At 56.7% G+C, this 13,936-nt stretch carries 14 protein-coding genes and 1 tRNA gene; 10 read left to right on the forward strand and 5 right to left on the reverse strand.

Annotated elements, in window-relative coordinates:
• The coding region (locus HKD40_RS15375; RefSeq protein ID WP_169196670.1) for a DDE-type integrase/transposase/recombinase at positions 1 to 643 on the forward strand (643 nt) is incomplete at its 5' end.
• 177 nt (positions 644 to 820) lie between these two features.
• On the opposite strand, the gene HKD40_RS15380 is transcribed toward HKD40_RS15375, so the two are convergent.
• The 3 genes from HKD40_RS15380 to HKD40_RS15390 all read right to left on the reverse strand — a co-directional run bounded on the left by HKD40_RS15380 (position 821) and on the right by HKD40_RS15390 (position 3,822).
• Positions 821 to 894: transfer RNA gene (locus tag HKD40_RS15380), tRNA-Gln, on the reverse strand.
• A gap of 220 nt (positions 895 to 1,114) precedes the next feature.
• Positions 1,115 to 2,758, reverse strand: a complete 1,644-nt coding sequence (locus HKD40_RS15385; RefSeq protein ID WP_169196671.1) for an iron ABC transporter permease — start codon at positions 2,756 to 2,758, stop codon at positions 1,115 to 1,117.
• Positions 2,759 to 2,760: 2 nt separating this feature from the next.
• On the reverse strand, positions 2,761 to 3,822 hold the full coding sequence (locus HKD40_RS15390; RefSeq protein WP_169196672.1) for an ABC transporter ATP-binding protein: 1,062 nt from the start codon (positions 3,820 to 3,822) through the stop codon (positions 2,761 to 2,763).
• Between the two features lie 129 nt (positions 3,823 to 3,951).
• Between HKD40_RS15390 and HKD40_RS15395 the strand changes: the two genes are divergently transcribed.
• The 5 genes from HKD40_RS15395 to HKD40_RS15415 all read left to right on the forward strand — a co-directional run bounded on the left by HKD40_RS15395 (position 3,952) and on the right by HKD40_RS15415 (position 8,850).
• The gene (locus tag HKD40_RS15395; RefSeq protein ID WP_169196673.1) at positions 3,952 to 4,938 is read left to right on the forward strand and encodes an extracellular solute-binding protein; all 987 of its coding nucleotides are present in this window, start codon (positions 3,952 to 3,954) and stop codon (positions 4,936 to 4,938) included.
• Positions 4,939 to 4,973: 35 nt separating this feature from the next.
• Entirely contained in the window at positions 4,974 to 5,987 is a 1,014-nt protein-coding gene (locus HKD40_RS15400) for a hypothetical protein (protein ID WP_169196674.1), read from the forward strand.
• Entirely contained in the window at positions 5,987 to 6,805 is an 819-nt protein-coding gene (locus HKD40_RS15405) for a DeoR/GlpR family DNA-binding transcription regulator (protein ID WP_169196675.1), read from the forward strand. The genes HKD40_RS15400 and HKD40_RS15405 overlap by 1 nt, the downstream gene beginning before the upstream one ends.
• 130 nt (positions 6,806 to 6,935) lie before the next feature.
• A complete protein-coding gene (locus HKD40_RS15410) occupies positions 6,936 to 8,117 on the forward strand; it encodes a Ppx/GppA phosphatase family protein (RefSeq protein ID WP_248306564.1) in 1,182 nt (393 codons plus the stop codon).
• The gene (locus tag HKD40_RS15415; protein ID WP_169196676.1) at positions 8,107 to 8,850 is read left to right on the forward strand and encodes an RlmE family RNA methyltransferase; all 744 of its coding nucleotides are present in this window, start codon (positions 8,107 to 8,109) and stop codon (positions 8,848 to 8,850) included. Before HKD40_RS15410 ends, HKD40_RS15415 begins: the two co-directional genes overlap by 11 nt.
• 66 nt (positions 8,851 to 8,916) lie before the next feature.
• Here HKD40_RS15415 and HKD40_RS15420 read toward each other — a convergent pair whose 3' ends face one another.
• Together HKD40_RS15420 and HKD40_RS15425 are read right to left on the reverse strand one after the other, a co-directional pair.
• Positions 8,917 to 10,305, reverse strand: a complete 1,389-nt coding sequence (locus HKD40_RS15420; protein WP_169196677.1) for an MFS transporter — start codon at positions 10,303 to 10,305, stop codon at positions 8,917 to 8,919.
• A gap of 102 nt (positions 10,306 to 10,407) precedes the next feature.
• A complete protein-coding gene (locus HKD40_RS15425) occupies positions 10,408 to 11,154 on the reverse strand; it encodes a GGDEF domain-containing protein (protein ID WP_169196678.1) in 747 nt (248 codons plus the stop codon).
• A 290-nt stretch (positions 11,155 to 11,444) separates the two neighbouring features.
• Between HKD40_RS15425 and guaB the strand changes: the two genes are divergently transcribed.
• From guaB to HKD40_RS15440, 4 genes are all read left to right on the forward strand, one after another.
• Entirely contained in the window at positions 11,445 to 12,947 is a 1,503-nt protein-coding gene (gene guaB, locus HKD40_RS15430) for an IMP dehydrogenase (protein WP_169196679.1), read from the forward strand.
• A gap of 121 nt (positions 12,948 to 13,068) precedes the next feature.
• Complete coding sequence (locus HKD40_RS15435; protein WP_169196680.1) at positions 13,069 to 13,308, forward strand: hypothetical protein; 240 nt, start codon at positions 13,069 to 13,071, stop codon at positions 13,306 to 13,308.
• Positions 13,305 to 13,430 carry a hypothetical protein gene (locus HKD40_RS18085; protein WP_282567620.1) on the forward strand — a complete coding sequence of 42 codons (126 nt, stop codon included), beginning with the start codon at positions 13,305 to 13,307 and terminating at the stop codon, positions 13,428 to 13,430. Before HKD40_RS15435 ends, HKD40_RS18085 begins: the two co-directional genes overlap by 4 nt.
• 74 nt (positions 13,431 to 13,504) lie before the next feature.
• The gene (locus tag HKD40_RS15440) at positions 13,505 to 13,930 is read left to right on the forward strand and encodes an MAPEG family protein (RefSeq protein WP_169196681.1); all 426 of its coding nucleotides are present in this window, start codon (positions 13,505 to 13,507) and stop codon (positions 13,928 to 13,930) included.
• The last annotated feature ends 6 nt before the right edge of the window (positions 13,931 to 13,936 follow it).

Here is a 13,936-nt window from a genome sequence, read left to right on the forward strand (position 1 = left end):
CCTGATCACCAGCCCCGCCTATGTGGTGATCAAGGCGGCCAATGAGTTCCACACCAAGACCAGCCGTCCCAACCAGATGTGGCAGACCGACTTTACCTATTTCAAGATCATCGGCTGGGGTTGGATGTATCTTTCCACGGTGCTGGATGACTATTCCCGCTATATCATCGCATGGAAACTGTGCACGACCATGCGGGCTCAGGACGTCACCGAGACGCTGGACATGGCGTTGGCCGTTTCAGGCTGCGATCAGGCGCGTGTGCAGCATCGGCCGCGCTTGCTGAGTGACAATGGCCCCAGCTACATCGCCCAGGATCTAGCCGACTATATCGCAGCCAATGACATGGATCATGTCCGAGGCGCTCCGCTTCATCCCCAGACACAGGGCAAGATCGAGCGCTGGCACCAGACGCTGAAAAACCGGATCCTTCTAGAGAACTACTTCCTGCCGGGTGACCTCGAAAGCCAGATCGAGGCCTTCATTGAGCACTACAATCATAAGCGCTATCACGAGAGCCTCGACAATGTGACACCCGCAGATGCCTACTTCGGCAGAGCACCTGCCATCATCAAAAGGCGTGAAAACATCAAGCGCAAAACAATCCAGCATCGACGCTTGATGCACCATAGGCTTGCAGCATAACATCAACCGAACGACGAGCAGTGCTCTCCGCTAATCAAGGCGCAGATCTGAGCCAAAGCATCTGACGACGGACAACTGTACTTACAATGACTTAGCTGTACGTGACATGTGCAACACAGCGGAAGACTGCCAAGTTGCGGATGAAGCATAAGTAATTGATTTCATTGAAGAAATAGATGGCTGGGGAACCTGGACTCGAACCAAGATTGACGGAGTCAGAGTCCGCTGTTCTACCATTGAACTATTCCCCAGCAGGCCCAAAGGGCTGGCAGCGTGGCTGCTGGTCAGTCGGATGAAATTCGTAAACTTCACTGTCCCGCTGATGGATGTGTCTTAAAAGCGGAGTGGGCTTTGGGTCAAGCCTTCATTGGGTAATCAGTTCGCGAGTTCGCGAAATCCTGTTGATTTCTTCTCGTGGTCCGTATCGGGAAGAGGGCCATCTCGCTTTGGGCGAGATGGCGGTTTGGGAGGCTAGAGCAGAGCCTGCTCATTTTTGCCCATCAGGCGGAACGCGATGTAGACCGCAATGCCACTGATCAACAGCAGAATGGTCGACATAGCGGCCGCCACCCCGAAGTCACCATCGAGAATGAGAACGTAAATGCGCACCGGCATGGTGATCGTCGATCCGACATAAAGCACGAGCGAGGACGATAGCTCGTTGATCGCAGTGACAAAGCTGAGCATTGCACCGGCGATGATGCCGGGAACGATCAGCGGCACGGTTACGCGTAGGAATGCCTGGAATGGGCTGTATCCCAGTGAGACCGCTGCTTCCTCAAGACTGGGCGAGATTTGGCGCAGTGCCGAACTTGTCGTGCGCACCGTATAGGGCAGCCGACGAATAAAGATCGAGAGGATGATGATGGCTGCCGTGCCAGTCAGGACGAGTGGGCCCGTGTTGAACGCGGCAATATAGGCGATACCGATAACAATGCCCGGCATCACATAGGGGATCATGAACGCCCCATCGAGCAGGGAGGTGTTGATGCTGGTGCGGCGAGCGACGAGCACGCCGATTATGGTGCCAGCGACAACGATCAAGGCCACGGCGATAGCGGAGAAGGTGAGCGAATTGCGCACGACATCGCCGAGGTTGAAGATGATGCGCTCATAGCTTTGTAGCGCGAAACCATCCTGAAACACAGGGCCGTTGGTCTTGCGCAGCGAGTAAATGACCGAAATGATCACCGGCATGGCACCGCACAGGCCGATGAAATAGACAGCGAAGTGCGCCAACCAATTGCGCCAGCCTCGGAGCTGGATTTTGATCGGCTTGTTGATCATGTTGCCGTGGTAGACGTTCTTGCGCGACATGAAGCGCTGGATCATCACAAAGGCCATAGAGACCATGATCAGCACCACCGAAATGGTGGTCGCCATGGACATGTTGGACCCAACTTCAGCCGAGTAAAGCGCATAGGCTTCGGTGGCGAGCACGTTGTAGCCACGGCCGAGCAGACGTGGCGTGCCGAAGTCCGCGATAGACTGGATGAGCGCCAGAAGACCGCCTGCCGAGAGCGCTGGCAGAACGAGCGGAAACGAGATCTTGAATGTACGCTGTAGTGGGGTCAGGCCAAGGCCTTCTGCTGCCTCTTCAAGCGAGCGGTTGACGTTCGATAGTGCGCCCGAAACCATCAGGTAGACGAAGGGATAGAACTTCAGCGCGAAGACGATGAGAATGCCGCCCAGCCCATAGATTGGAGGCATGTTGATCCCGATTTCGCGGGCCCAACTGCGGACGACACCGCCAGCGCCGAACAACACAATCCACGAGTATGCGCCGATGAAGGGCGGTGACACGAGGGCGAGGATCGCGAGGAGCGAGACGAACTTGCCGCCCTTAATCTGGAAGCGCGAGATGCAGAAGGCCATGATCGAGCCGAGCAACATGGCGCCAAAGAGTCCGCCAAAGCCCACCACGAGCGTATTCAAGAAAGCCCGCTGATAGCGGGGCTCCATAACGAACGCCAAATAGTTGGCGAGCCCGGTGTTGCCGGAACGATCGACGAAGCTCGAAATGAGTACCGAGCCGACCGGTATAATCAACAAGAGCGCAAGGATCGCCCACGTCGCGAAACTTACGATTTTCCAAAAGTCGAAACGCGCTGTCATGGTCAGCCCCCCAGTGCCACGCGCTTCTTATCTGCGTCGAACGCCATAAGGTGCTCGCGAGCAATAAGAATACGGACGGCATCGCCTGGAGTGTAGATTTGCTTCAGTTCGGCGGCGCCGAGCTGAACGGTGATCTCGCCCGCGGGTGTCTTCACGAGAATATGGGCTTCGCGGCCGAGGTAGGTGTATTTGACGATCTCGCCGTCAACAGCCACAGCGCCTAAACCGGCGGCCTCATCTGCTGCCAGAAGACGCATGCTTTCTGGGCGGATGGCCCAAGTTGTTGCGTTTGCGGCCACAAGGTTGAGCTGACTGAGAAGCTGCGTGAGCCCCGCCGAGTCAGAGAACGTATTCAGTGTCCCGACGAAGTTCGCGACGAACAGGGTCTGCGGATTTCCGTAGATTTCCTGAGGGGTGCCGATCTGTTCGATCTGGCCCGCGCTCATCACACAAATGCGGTCGGAGATCGCCAGCGCTTCTTCTTGGTCGTGCGTAACATAGATCGTCGCGATATTGACGCGCTTCTGAATGTCACGAATTTCTTCACGCAACTCGATACGCAGCTTGGCGTCGAGGTTGGAAAGCGGTTCATCCATAAGCAGAAGGCATGGATTGATGACCATGGCGCGAGCGAGGCCGATGCGCTGTTGCTGCCCGCCAGACATGGCGGCCGGAAGGCGTTCGGCTAGCGCGCCCAAATGCACGGCGTCGAGAGCCGCAGCGACGCGGGTTTTGATTTCTGCGGCAGGAACCTTGCGGGGCTTGAGGCCAAAAGCGACGTTATCAAACACGCTCAAATGCGGAAAAACGGCGTAGTCTTGGAAGACCATGCCGATATCACGCTGGTGAGGGGGCTGCGCGCGCAGGTCTTTGCCCGCCAATGTGATGCTGCCCGACGTCAGATCGTTAAATCCGGCGATGGCACGCAGAAGGGTGGTTTTCCCGCAACCAGACGGTCCCAGCAGCGTGAAGAATTCCCCTTCCTCCACTGAAATCGAAACGCCATTGAGCGCGCGGAAGCCCACGAACTGCTTCACCCCGTCGGTGACTGTCAAATAAGCCATTCCAGCCCCTCATTTCCCTCGTTCTCTGTGCGTTGAAAGCAAACACAATTTTCGTATTGCAACAAGTGCAATGTCGCTCCATGATCAGAAACGATCATAAGTTTGATCAAAAGGGAACAGGAGGAACAAATGAGTGTTGCAAAACGGACATTGGTCGGATTTGCCTTCGCACTAGCAGCAACGACTGCAATGAGCCCCGCAATGGCAGCCGAAGGCTCGGTTGTCGTGTACACTGCGCACAAGTCATCCATCGTGGACCGCCTTCTGCCAGTATTTGAGGCTGACACAGGCCTTAAGGCCGAAGTTATTCAGCTCGGTTCGGGCGACATCTTCCGCCGCGCACGCGCTGAAGCAGGCGCACCAGCAGCAGACGTTATCTGGTCGGTGACCGGTAGCTTGCTGACCGAAAATGCTGATTTGCTCGAGCCTTATCAGGTTAAGGATCACGCAGCGCTCAACGCTGAGTTCGTTCGGAGCGATGCTTGGACCCCGTACACTGCGGTTGTTTATGTCCTCGCCGTGAATACCGACATGGTCTCGCTCGAAGACGCACCTAAGAACTGGGCTGACCTGGTCGATCCTAAGTGGCACGGCCAGATCGCATCTGCTCGCGCAGATAACTCGGGTTCGGCTGTGCAGCAGCTTCAGACCGCGCTCACCGTTTTCGGTGATGACGGTTGGGCCAAGTACACAGAAATGGCGAAGAACTTCGTCTTCACCGATAGCTCGGGTGCCGTTCCACGTTTCATCGCTGACGGCGAAACCTCGATGGGCTTGACCCTCGAAGACAATGCCATCGAATACCGCAATGGCGGCGCGCCAATGGCTGTCGTACTTCTCGCTGACGGCACAGTCGCGGCGCCAGATGGTATCGCGCTCGTCAAGGGTGGGCCAAACCCAGATGGCGGTAAGGTCTTCCTCGACTGGGCAATGTCCAAGTCGACCCAAGAACTCCTCGCCAATGAGATCGGCCGTCGTGCAATCCGCACCGACGTTGCTCCACCTCCAGGTGCACCAGACCTGAACACCGTCAAACTGATTGAGATCAAGTCGCTCGACGATCTTGGTGGCACCGAAGAAGTGCTCGCCAAGTGGCGCACGGCAATCGGCGAATAATCTGACTATCTATAAGACTGACGGGATTTGTTTGAATGAAGCACATGGAAGCCTTTTCGCTCGGCAAGAAGTTCGCCGATCCAGGGGCCAATGAAGATAGTCTCGTCATTCTACCAAATAGGGGTTACGCCGTTATCGACGGCGTAACCGACCGCAATGGGACGCGGTATAACGGCATGTTGTCGGGCCAGTTTGCCTCACGCACCGTCCAAGCGGCCATTGAGAAGTTCCTTCTGGCACAGGGCGATGCTCGCCAGCCGAACCTGCAATTTGCAGGGGCCGAGCATTTCATCGACTACCTCGGGCAGGCGATATTCGCCGAATATGAGAAGGCCGGCGCTGTCGACGCCGTTACAGCGGACTGGAAGCTGCGTGGCGGTTGTACCGTCATCGCCGCGCTGATCATCGGTGATCGCCTAGAGATCATCGCTGTTGGCGACAGTGGCGTGCGCATTAATGGCGAAGATGTTCTGCAGGTCCTCAAGCCTTTGGACGATGTTACGGCCATCATGCGCCGCGAAACGTGGAGCCATTTCCGCGCTCTGGGGTACGATAGCGTGCGTGCAGATGCGCTAGCAGCCAACATCACGTGGCGCGGCACCAAGCATCAGGAAGCTGGTACAGACACGGCCGATCCTCAGTTCCTCGCTGACATCGAGCAACGCGCGCTGGCGGCGTGCACGGCGCATTTGCCGAATGTTCCTGAGGCTGAAATTCAGGCGCTCATTCATGGTGGTATCTGTTTCGCGCAGGGCGATTTCCAGAACGTAACCGACTTGGTGCTGGGCTACGGCGGGCTCGACGGTTTTGCTGTGCCTTCACGCTACATCGAAACCCGTAGCTATGCCCTCAAGGATGTTCACACCATCGAGCTGTTCTCCGATGGCTACTTCAAACTTGGCGATCGTTTTGGCGTAGCCTCATGGGAGGCCGGTCACGAAGAGGTGGAGGCAGAAGACTTCCACAAAATCGCCCGCTATATGAGCACAAAGGGTACGACTGATACCCAACTCACCGATGATAGAACCTATCTAGGGATAAAGCTCTAATGAGTGGCCGGACGCGTGTTGAAGGATTGTTGTCTCAGCGCGCGGACTCTCCGGCCGCTTCTAACGGCCTGAATGAGCGGCAAGAGCGAATTCTTGTCGCCATTGGTGCCAATGGCGCAGCATCTGTTTCTGAACTTGCTGAGCAGTTTAACGTCACCACCCAGACTATTCGGCGGGACTTAAAACTGCTCAACGAACGGGGCCTGCTGGTCAAAGGTTTTGGCGGCGCTTTCGCGGCCCCGGGTGTCGCGCGATACACTTATAATGAGCGCGGTAGCACCGAAGTCGACATCAAACGCCAGCTCGTCAATGCGCTCAAGCCGATCCTGTTTGACGGCGCCACGGTCTTCGTGGGCCTAGGGACGACCTTCCATGGCCTCCATCAAGTTGTTGCCGAATTTCCTGGCATGCTCTTGGCGTCGCCCAATCTGGAAGTGATCTATAGCTGCGCGATGAATACCGACGCCACCGTCTATGTTTACGGCGGCTATGTGCGCAATAAGGACACTTCCATCCTCACCCTCGCCGACACTAGTCGACAAAAGTTCAAGTTTGATATCGCCATCATCGGCGCAAGCGCGATTGATCGGGAGGGCTCTGTGCTGGAGTTCGATCCGATGGAGGTCGATCTGGTGCGTGACGTTCTCGCTTTGAGTCGGCGGGTCGTACTCGTCGCTCATGACGGAAAATTCAGCCAGAACGCGCCCCATGTGGTCACGCATCTCTCCGAAGTCGATGTGCTTGTCACAAACGGTGATCCCGCCACATATTTTGACGACGCTACGACCTTGAAAGGTCTCGATATCATCCGCGTGTGAGGATGAGGCGGATGCTTTTGATTGCGCTGGGGCATGCCATGCTCTACCTTAGTCTCAACAACGCAACAAAGGTGCGTTCGGGCGCGGCCGGCTTTCCGGCCTTGGCGACCGCGCACTAAGGAGACATCCCGTGGCCGATCTTACTCGGTCCGCCGCTGTTTCGGTCTTAAAAGCCGAGGCAGGGGCCGGTGTATCTTCCGGTCAAAGCCGGAAGGATAGGGCAGCCATTGCGCCGCCCGGATCGCCGGATCCGCGGACCCTAAACGCCCCGAATCCCCGTCGACACCGCGGCGCCATTTACGCTGCGCTCGATTTGGGAACGAACAATTGCCGTCTTCTTATTGCCAGACCCCATGAAAGGGGTTTTCGCGTTTTAGATGGCTACACACGCATTGTCCGACTAGGCGAGGGCGTTTCTGTCACCGGTCGTTTGGCTGATGGCGCGATGGAACGCACCATGGACGCGCTGCGGATGTGCCGTAACAAGTTGCGCGAGCATCAGCCGACGCGCATGCGTTTGATCGCAACCGAAGCCTGCCGCGCCGCTGAAAATGGTCCTGCATTTTTGGCCCGTGTGAAGAGCGAGCTCGGGATCGAACTTGAGATCGTTGATCGTCGCACTGAGGCCGAATTGGCCGTTACCGGTTGCGCCGATCTGATTGATACTCAGGCGCAAGGCGCGCTGATGTTTGATATCGGCGGGGGTTCCTCGGAGCTGGCTTGGCTCGACTTCCGTGGCGGTCGCCCGCGTTCGCAGGGGCGGATGTCTGCTTCTATTCGGTCGTGGCAGTCCATGCCGGTTGGCGTGGTCTCGATTGCCGAAAAATTCGGCGGTGTGAATGTCACGCGCGAGACGTTTGAAGACATGGTCTCCTACGTTTCTGAGCACCTCCGTCAGTTCCGTGGCCGCGAAAAGCTGCGTCAGATGATTGCCGAACATCCAGTCCATTTGATTGGCACGTCAGGTACGGTGACGACGCTTGCGGGTTTACATCTCGGCCTGGAACGCTATGAGCGTCTGAAAGTTGACGGCCTTTGGATGCGGCGCGATCAGGTTGATGAAACCATGCGCGTTCTGCTGAACATGCCGTTTGAGCGCCGTGTCGCGCATGCTTGCATAGGCAAGGATCGCGCCGATCTCGTGCTTCCCGGTTGTGCTATTTTTGAGGCCATCCGTCGTGAATGGCCTACGGATCGCGTTCGGGTTGCCGATCGTGGTCTTCGTGAAGGTATTTTGATTTCCCTTATGGACGCTGATCGCTCCCAGAAGCGTCCAATTCGACATCCAAGGAGGGCGGGCAATGGCCAATAGTAAAGCCCTGGGCACAGGCGGTCGTAAGTCCGACAGAGACTTTAAAATTCGCGTTAAATCGGCCAAGGGCCGTAAAGTCGCGTCGACGAAGTGGCTTGAGCGTCAGCTCAACGACCCCTATGTGGCGCGCGCACGCTCTGAAGGGTATCGCTCTCGAGCTGCCTTCAAAATCAAAGAGATGGACGAAAAGCACAAGTTCTTCAAAAAGGGCATGCGCGTCGTCGATCTTGGTGCAGCGCCGGGCGGCTGGTCGCAGGTAGCGGCGACCGCTGTTGGCTCAACGCCGGACAACGTGCTCGTCATCGGTATCGACTATATCGAAATGGACGACATCCCCGGTGTGAACCTGCTGCGCAAGGATTTCACCGAGGATGATGCTCCGGGCATGTTGATCGACATGCTGGGTGGCCACAAGGCCGACGTCGTCATGTCCGATATGGCGTGGCCGACGACAGGCCACCGTCCGACTGACCACCTTCGTATCGTTCACCTGATCGAGATCGCGGCAGACTTCGCCATTGAGGTCCTCAAGCCCGGCGGCACGTTTGTGGCAAAGGTTTTCCAAGGCGGCACCGAGCATGAGCTGTTGCACATGCTCAAGCGTCACTTTGATACGACCTTCCACTCCAAGCCTCCCTCAAGCCGCAAAGACTCCGCAGAGGCTTATCTCGTGGCGAAGGGGTTCAAAGGCCTGGATTTCCGGCATGAACACAACAACGATCACGACGAATAGTCAGCCGCGAGACTGAACCATAAGACCGCCCTTCGAGGCGGTCTTTTCGTTTCATCTTGGTGCGCGTCAGCCTTTAGCGCGGCCCTTATGCCCCGACACGTCGCTGCCCGCGTTTGCGGGCAGGGTGAAATAGACCAATCCACCGAGGGCGCTGAGGGTGCCGACCGCGAAGAATGCGATCTGGAAGTTTATCAGCGTCAGCGCGCCACCGGTGAAATGGCGCGTGATCTCGATCACGGCACCCGCCACGGCAACACCGAAGGCGACCGACAACTGCTGGGATACCGCCACGATGGCGGTGGCTTGGCTGGCTTCTTCATCGGAAATGTCTGCGTAGCCCAGGGCGTTCGACCCCGTGAAAAAGATCGAGCGGAGTACGCCGCCGAATACGATTACGCCCATCATGACCGCCGCCGCTGTTTCGGCTGTGAACAGACCCTGCGCGCCGATGAGAAGGCCGCCTAACACCGCCGAGACGCCCAGGACGCGCGGGAAACCCCAGCGGGCGTAGACACGTTCGGCGATGAACTTGCTCCCCATCGCGCCGAGCGCCGACACGAATGTGATGGCGCCACTTTCAAATGGGGTCATGCCAAAGCCGAGTTGCAGCATCAGCGGGAGGAGAAACGGAACAGCTCCCACACCGATGCGAAACACCGAGCCGCCCGTTATCGAGGATCGGAAAAGCTTGTGGCGCAACAGCTTGGGATCGAGCAGGGGATAGGTCACCCGGCGCGCGTGAAGCACGTAAAGGGCAGCAGCAACAAGCCCAATCGCCAGTGTTAGATAGCCATACGTGATGGGAACGGCTGGAAGGCTGATCACAGACAGGCCGAATACCGTGCCCGAGAAGGCGACGGCGGCGATGAGAAATCCGACCAAATCGATAGGGCGCGGTGCGCGCTCATCCGGCACTTTGAGGTAGATGCCCGAAAAGATGATCCCGGCGATACCAATCGGGATGTTGATCCAGAAGATCCAATGCCAGCTGAGATATGTTGTCACAAAACCGCCGATAAGCGGGCCTGTCACAGGAGCAATCAGCGCGGGGACTGTGAGCCAAGCCATGGCTGACACGAGTTCATTTCTGGGTGTTGAGCGCACGAGTAGTAAGCGTCCGACGGGTGTCATCATGGACGACCCTATGCCTTGGAAAAAGCGCGATGCCACAAAGGTCTCGAGCGAATTGGCAAAGGAACATGCCAGAGACCCCAGCATGAAAACGAAGATCGCCAGACGGAAGATGTTCTTCGCTCCGAAACGGTCGGCCATCCACCCGCTAATAGGGATAAAAATCGCCAGCGCCACGAAGTAAGCCGTCAGCGCCAACTTTAGGGCGATGGGCTCAGAGCCGATATCGGCTGCAATTGCAGGTAGGCTGGTGGCGATGACAGTCGAGTCCATCTGTTCCATGAACAGAGCGACCGCCAAAATGAGCGGGGTGACGCGGATCACAAAGCTAACCAATGAGTCTATGGAAAGGGTAGGCAGAAGCGGAAGCAATTATGGTGGGTTTGACCTCCTGCGGCCAGCCCGATCCATCTTAAATCGTTCGTTCTATCGAACTCTATTCTTACCTTCGCTTTTAGCGACCGACAATTTCGCGTCGGCGCGACGAATAAGTGTCTCAGGCGTGTCCTCTGCCTCAAGCTCTGCAACGCCTACGCTGATGGTAATGGCGACGGGGACCCCACCAAGCATAAACGCGTCGCTGGCCACGGCTGCACGCAATCGCTCGGCCATGATGTGCGCTGCCAATATCTCTGTTCTGGGCAGGATGACGTAGAATTCGGCGTCGCCCATGCGGCCAATGACGTCTTGACGTCTCAATAGGCTTTGGCATCGCTCAACCAGCATGGCGAGGACTTTATCGCCCGCAGCATAGCCATATTGAAGGTTAATCTTCTTGAAGCTGTCGATGTCCAAGATCATGACAGCAAGAAAATTCTTGTTGTGGAGCGCGCGATTGAACTCGCTGCGAATGATCGCTGCACCATGTTCGCGGGTGAATACTTCAGTAATCGCGTCAGATTGTTCGACGATAGTGACTTCCCGTGCTACTCGGGAAATCTCGAAAAGCAGAAAGACAATGATCGTGCAGGCCACAATTATGGCCATCAGGACCAGTGCATGGTCGGCGAAGGGGAAAGCATCAGGAATATGGTCAGACCAGCGTTGGGCCTGTGAAACTTGGTGAAGCGCAAAAACGATGATGCTCAACATCGCGATTGTGCGCAGGAAACCTAAGCGCGCTGCGGCCGATCGAAAAGCATTGGTAATTCGGGAGATAGCGCGAATTCTCAAGCTGATCTCCTGAAACCGAAACCCATGTTGGGCTGCATACTAGTTCCCCATCGGAAGACTATGCATAGTGCCAATAGCTATTTACTAAGTGATTTAAGTTTGTCGCGCTATTACATCAAATGTGTCGATGAGCTTCTGATTGTGTCCCCTTATCAATCAGACGCACTCAGGCACTAGGCAAGTCGCCACTCCGGTGGTATGCACCATCGCCAACCTGAACCCGCGACGATCTCCGCGCCGGTTCACATTCCAACATCTCTGTACTGACAGTAGGCAGGAAGGTTCTGGCCTTGGCAAAGATTATTACCACTATCACTGGCGATGCCGCGCTCACGTTTGACGACGTGCTCCTCCAGCCTGCGCGCTCTGACATTCTGCCGACCGAAACCGACATTTCGACCTACGTGACCAAGGATATCGCGCTCAAGCTGCCGATCCTTTCCTCGGCCATGGATACCGTTACCGAAGCGAACATGGCGATTGCTATGGCGCAGGCCGGTGGCATGGGTGTTATTCATAAGAACCTGACCGCTACTGAGCAGGCGGAACAGGTTCGCATGGTCAAGTCGTTTGAAAGCGGCATGGTCGTAAACCCGATCACCATTGGTCCCGATGCGACCTTGGCGGATGCGCTCTCGCTCATGCAGAAGAGCCGTATCTCGGGTATTCCTGTTGTCGAAAACGGCGGTAAGGGCGGTCGTTTGACTGGCAAGCTGGTTGGTATCCTCACGAACCGCGACGTGCGTTTCGCAAAGAGCCCAGCACAGCCGATTTCCGAACTGATGACCCATCAGAACCTGATCACGGTCCGTGAAGGCGTTTCGAAGGAAGAAGCGCAGGTTCTGCTGCATCGTCACCGTATCGAGAAACTGCTGGTCGTCGATGAAGACTACCGCTGCATCGGTCTGATCACGGTTAAGGACATGGAGAAAGCTCAGCTCCACCCGAACGCCGTCAAGGACGAGCAGGGGCGCTTGCGCGTGGCTGCGGCCTCGACCGTCGGTGACAATGGTTACGAACGCTCGCAAGCCCTGATCGACGCTGGTGTTGACCTGCTGGTCATCGACACCGCCCACGGTCACTCGGTCCGCGTTGCCGAAGCTGTCGAGCGCATCAAGCGCGAAAACAATAATGTCCGCATTGTAGCGGGCAATGTTGCGACTGCGGAAGCTACCAAGGCCCTCATCGATGCTGGCGCTGACGCCGTTAAGGTCGGCATTGGCCCGGGCTCGATCTGCACGACCCGCATCGTTGCTGGCGTTGGCGTTCCGCAGCTTGCGGCCGTTATGGCCTGTGCCGAAGAAGGCGCAAAGGCCGGCATTCCTGTCATCGCAGACGGCGGCATCAAGTTCTCGGGCGACATGGCCAAGGCACTTGCTGGCGGTGCGGCCTGCGTTATGGTTGGCTCGCTGCTCGCAGGGACTGACGAAGCTCCGGGCGAAGTGTTCCTCTACCAGGGGCGTTCGTACAAGTCTTACCGTGGCATGGGCTCGGTCGGCGCAATGGGGGCCGGTTCGGCTGACCGTTACTTCCAGCAGGACGTGCGCGATCAGATGAAGCTGGTTCCTGAAGGCATTGAAGGTCAGGTTCCGTATAAGGGCCCGGCTGGCGCGGTTCTCCACCAGCTCGCTGGCGGTCTGCGTGCATCCATGGGCTATACCGGCGCGCACAATCTCAAGGACTTCCGCGAGAACTCTGTGTTCGTCAAGATTTCTGGCGCTGCACTGAGCGAAAGCCACGTCCACGACGTGACCATCACCCGCGAAGCGCCGAACTACCGCTCCGGCCGCTAAGGTTTGTAGCCGGTTCAAATTGAGGGCCTCTCCCGCACGGGAGGGGCCTTTTTGCTTTGGGAGATTTGCCGGTTATCGCTGGGGGCTTTGGTGCTTAAAATCACAGTTTTGGAGGGAGCCTATGCAGTCTGATGTAAAACACGAACAGATCAAGCTTGCCGCGAATGCACTTAATGGGATCGGTGTTGGCACGATATTATCTTCAGTCGTTGCGCCCTATATCGGGATTGCGATCGGCTCATTAAGGCCAGAGGTGGATTGGCTGAACCTTGCCGGAGTGAGTGCATTTGGTCTACTCTTGGGTGTCATCTGTCTCTTTGAGGCGCAGCGGCGTCTAGAAAAATTGGAGTTGGCAGAATGAATGAAACTCTCTTTCTCTGGCTTTGGGCACCTTTCGCGATCGGCTTTGTAATCGTGGCGGTCCGTCTGATGGAATTTTGGGCCGACAGGCGCCATCGCAAGCGCCACCATCCGGCTGAATAAACACTGTCGGCCGAAACATCCTATCTTTCTGCGCGTTAGCCCCGCATCCCGACTCTCTTCCAGAGCTTTGCCAAATGCCGCTAACTGCGAAAATTCTGCTATTTGCCGTTGTCGCTCAAGTGATCCTCACGCTCGTCATCTTGGTTTTGATGGGGCGGGAGCGGGTGCCGCGCATTGCACGCGGTGAAATCCGCATGGCGGATGTTGCGGTTGATCGAACCGCCTATCCGCTGAAAGCGCGTTTGCTTTCAAACTCCTTCGACAATCAATTCCAGCTCCCCGTGCTGTTCTATGTGGCCGTTGTGCTGTCGCTACAGATTGGCGCGGTCGGGTGGATTGAAGCGGCGCTGGGCTGGCTTTTCGTGGCGTCTCGCTATATCCACGCTGGCATACACGTCACTACCAATAATCTGCCAAAGCGGTTCGTGGTCTATTGCACCGGCCTTGTCGTGCTCGCCCTGTTCTGGCTATGGCTCCTCATTCGCATTCTCTTAGCCTGAGTATTT

This window comes from Devosia sp. MC1541 (genome assembly GCF_012847305.1).
Classification (GTDB): domain Bacteria; phylum Pseudomonadota; class Alphaproteobacteria; order Rhizobiales; family Devosiaceae; genus Devosia.

Coding starts and splice junctions, on each gene's coding strand:
- HKD40_RS18085 (WP_282567620.1), top strand. CDS start 13,305: ATGAATGAAACTCTCTTTCTCTGGCTTTGGGCACCTTTCGCGATCGGC.
- HKD40_RS15440 (WP_169196681.1), top strand. CDS start 13,505: ATGCCGCTAACTGCGAAAATTCTGCTATTTGCCGTTGTCGCTCAAGTG.
- HKD40_RS15390 (WP_169196672.1), bottom strand. CDS start 3,822: ATGGCTTATTTGACAGTCACCGACGGGGTGAAGCAGTTCGTGGGCTTC.
- HKD40_RS15405 (WP_169196675.1), top strand. CDS start 5,987: ATGAGTGGCCGGACGCGTGTTGAAGGATTGTTGTCTCAGCGCGCGGAC.
- HKD40_RS15395 (WP_169196673.1), top strand. CDS start 3,952: ATGAGTGTTGCAAAACGGACATTGGTCGGATTTGCCTTCGCACTAGCA.
- HKD40_RS15400 (WP_169196674.1), top strand. CDS start 4,974: ATGAAGCACATGGAAGCCTTTTCGCTCGGCAAGAAGTTCGCCGATCCA.
- HKD40_RS15415 (WP_169196676.1), top strand. CDS start 8,107: ATGGCCAATAGTAAAGCCCTGGGCACAGGCGGTCGTAAGTCCGACAGA.
- HKD40_RS15385 (WP_169196671.1), bottom strand. CDS start 2,758: ATGACAGCGCGTTTCGACTTTTGGAAAATCGTAAGTTTCGCGACGTGG.
- HKD40_RS15435 (WP_169196680.1), top strand. CDS start 13,069: ATGCAGTCTGATGTAAAACACGAACAGATCAAGCTTGCCGCGAATGCA.